Raw genomic sequence first — 3,427 nt, forward strand, 5'->3', positions numbered from 1 at the left:
CCGGGTCCCACGTCACCTTTGTGACCGGGTGCGGCGCCTCCTGCATCCACGTCAGGTTCGAGAACGCGCCGTCGTAGAGCGTCGGGCTGGTACGGACGACGAGCTCGATCTGGTCGTCTGCCGGCGCTTCGAGGCCAGACAGGTCCGCGGATCCGCCGCCGGAGCCGAGAGACCCAAAGGCCGTCCCAGCGATGAACCCGTCGTGGACGGCGGTCCGCCACGCCGTCTCGAAGTCGCCGCCGATCCGTCCTCGAAGCTCTTGGCGCAGAAGGTCGTAGCCCGAGTTGTTACGGCCCGTCGCGAGGGCGTTCAGGACCTCGAGGTCGGAGTGCGCGGCTCGGTAGAGCGGCGAGATCAGCGGCTGGATGATGGAGACCGTCCCGTCGTAGGCGCGGCCGTCGCCCCAACGCTCGAGGTAGTGCGCCGACGGGACGTGCCACGTGGCCCGCTGTGCCGTCTCGTCACGGTAGAGGCCGTGATGGATCGAGGTCGGGACGTTTGCGAGTGCGGCCTCGAAGCCGAGCTCGGCGGGGAGCGAGTAGACGGGGTTCGTGCCCAAACACAGCAGCATGTCCACGTTGCCCGCAGCCATGTCGCGGACGAGCGACACCAACTGGGGGCCAACCGGCTCGACAGCGGCTGCGCCCGTCGCGAGATACTGAACCGTCGAGCCCCCGAACTGACCGTTGAGGGCCGCGGCGAGCGCGTGGACTTCGGCGGGCTGCGTTGCGCCGGCGACAAAGGCCGCACGGCCATTCGCGGCGCGCACGTCGTCGACGATGGCCTCGACGAACGGGCCGAGTTCGTCCGAGACGGGAGCAACTGACCCCGCGCTGACGCCGAGACCGCGTGCAATGGCAGCGGCGACGAACGGGACGGCCCCGGCCTTGACGGCGCGGCGGTGGTCCGCCATGCCGCCGGTCGACGTCATGGTCGACTCGACGACGTAGAGGCGGGACATCGAGCCGCGCTCGTCGACGCGCCTCGAGGCCGCGTACTGGCGACTGTTCCAGACCTCGTTGGCGTCTTCCGCCCCTACGAAGTCGGCGTCGAGGGAGACGATGACGTCCGCGTTCTCGAAGCGGTACAGCGGACGCGCGGCTTGGCCGAGTGCGGCCTGCGTGCCGAGCGCCTGAGCGTCCTCGAGGTGGGCGCCGAGCGTGATCCAGCGCGCGCCAGGATAGGCGGCCTCGAAGCGAGCCCGGAGGGCGTCTTGCGTGGGGGATGCGGACGGCTCGGCCAAAACGGCGACACGCTGTCCGCCTTGCAGACGGAGGCGGCTCGCTTCTGCGACGAAGGCCTCCCAGTCCGTCCGCCCAGCGACGTCACCGGATCGCGAGACGACGTGGCGGCTCCGGTCGGGGTCGTAGAGTTGGAGGACGGACGCCTGGACGAAGGCGCCAGACGCGCCCTGGCTGATCGGGTGATCCGGGTTGCCCTCGATCTTTGTGGGGCGCCCCTCGTGGCTCTGGACGAGAACCGGGAATGCGACGCCACCGAGCGGCATCGCGGTCGCGTAGTAGTTCGGGATGCCCGGGATCACGTCCTCGGGCTTGCGGGCGTACGGGAGAATGGTCTCGACCGGACGGCGGCATCCCGTCACACCGGCGAGCGCGGCGCTGGCGCCCATGACCTTTAGGAAGGTGCGGCGGCTTGGACCGGCGTCTCCGTCACCGACAGCGCCCGGCAGGAACTCGTCGTTGGCGATCGCCGGGTCCAGCGTGCCGGCCAGTCCGGCGCGGCTGCGCCACGTCGGCGCCTGTCCCTGTGCGGCCAGGGCATCTTCGTCGGTGGCGCGGTCCGCAGCACTGAGGACGTCGAGCTCGATCATTCGGGTGTCGTTCGGGGTTCGTGGCCTTGACGTAGGCCTCGTCACTGAGACCCTGTCGTCAACGGTCGAGTCTAGTAGTGGCAAGCCGAGCAGTTCTGGGGAGGCTTGATCCCTTCGTTCTCGATCCGTTCGAGGTTGGTCGAGATCAGCTGAGCGTAGCGCTCGTCGTCCTGCTTGATCTCCTCGAGGTAGGCCAGGTTGGTGACCTCGTCCGGTGGGACGAGGTGTTCTTCGGGGGCGCGGTGGCACTCGAGGCACCACCCCATCGACAACGGCTCGGCTTGATAGACGACCTCCATCTGGTCGATGCGACCGTGACAGCTCGCGCAGCCGACGCCGATGTTGACGTGGACGCTGTGGTTGAACTGCGCGTAGTCCGGCAGGTGGTGGACCTTGACCCACTCGATGGGGACGCCCGTCGCCCAGCTCTCGCGAACGGGGAGCAGTTTCTCCGAGTCCGTCGCCACGACGCCGTGGCAGTTCATGCACGTCTGGGTCGAGGGCACGTTCGCGTGCGGGCTCTGCTCGACGTGGTTGTGGCAGTACCGGCAGTCCATCCCCAACTCACCGGCGTGGAACGCGTGGTTGTACGGGACCGGCTGGTCCGGCTGGTACCCGACCTCGTAGAACTCCGGCGACAAGTAGTACCACGCCAACAGGACCACGAACACACCCCCGCCCAGAGCGCCGAAGAGGGAGACGGTGGGGAGCGCGTTGGCTTTGCGCGGGAAAAGCTGCATGTCCGCTGGAAGGGGGAGCCGGCCCGGTCGTCGGGGTGGCACTCTCGAATGTAGATCGGCCCGGTGAGGGGTCCGACGAAGATAAGGCCGAGAGCGGGACCACTTACCGTGCGGCGCTCCCTCCGGCTGGCCCGCATCGCCAAAAACGGCCGTACGGCCACAAAAGAGCCGATACCCAAATCCGTGCCTAAAAATTATCCGGGACCCCCCGACGCTCGGTCGTCGCGTCATTTGCGGGCGGCCGGACGAGAAACCTAGGGAAACCTAGACAATGCTCGGGAGGCCCTGTCGCCGGGCTGCGACGCGCCCGACTCGGCCGAGCCGGTCGTCCTCGAGGGCGCTTCGCTAGCTCGCCGTCTCGGCCTCGAGGGCGCTTCGCTAGCTCGCCGTCTCGGCCTCGAGGTCGGCCGGAGCCGGATCGGTTTTTTAGGTTCGACCTCGAGGACGCGTCATCCGGTGGAAGCGCATCGAGAGCAGGACCGAGGCCACGGCGAGGCCGAGGGTCAGCCCCCACCACAGACCGGGCGCCCCCCACCCGAGCCCGAGCCCGAGACCGGCGCCGACACTCAGCCCGACGCCCCAATAGGAGAACGCCCCGATCAGCATCGGGACGCGGGTGTCCTTGAGACCTCGGAGCGCGCCCGCGACCGACGCCTGGACGCCGTCGAACAGCTGGAACACGGCGGCGATGCCGAGCAGCGAGGCGGCCAGCGCCGCGACCTCGAGGTCGAGATCGGACCCGGCGTAGATCCACACGATGGCCTGGGGCGCGAACCAGAACACGAGCGCTGAGCACAGCATGAACAGCGCTCCGATCGCGGCGGCGGTCCACCCCGCTCGCGCGGCGCCCTCGAGG

At 68.9% G+C, this 3,427-nt stretch carries 2 protein-coding genes and 1 pseudogene; all 3 read right to left on the reverse strand.

Going from position 1 to position 3,427, the window contains the following annotated elements:
* A pseudogene (locus WBA11_RS15595) lies at positions 1 to 1,831 on the reverse strand (hydrogenase); the annotation flags it as partial.
* Between the two features lie 71 nt (positions 1,832 to 1,902).
* Positions 1,903 to 2,571, reverse strand: coding sequence for a cytochrome c3 family protein (locus WBA11_RS15600; protein ID WP_424521585.1), 669 nt, complete (start codon positions 2,569 to 2,571; stop codon positions 1,903 to 1,905).
* Between the two features lie 426 nt (positions 2,572 to 2,997).
* Positions 2,998 to 3,427 (reverse strand): MATE family efflux transporter (locus tag WBA11_RS15605; protein ID WP_424521586.1); only part of this gene is annotated, 430 nt, incomplete at its 5' end.

Source organism: Rubrivirga sp. (genome assembly GCF_049648075.1).
In the GTDB taxonomy this organism is placed as follows: Bacteria; Bacteroidota; Rhodothermia; order Rhodothermales; family Rubricoccaceae; genus Rubrivirga.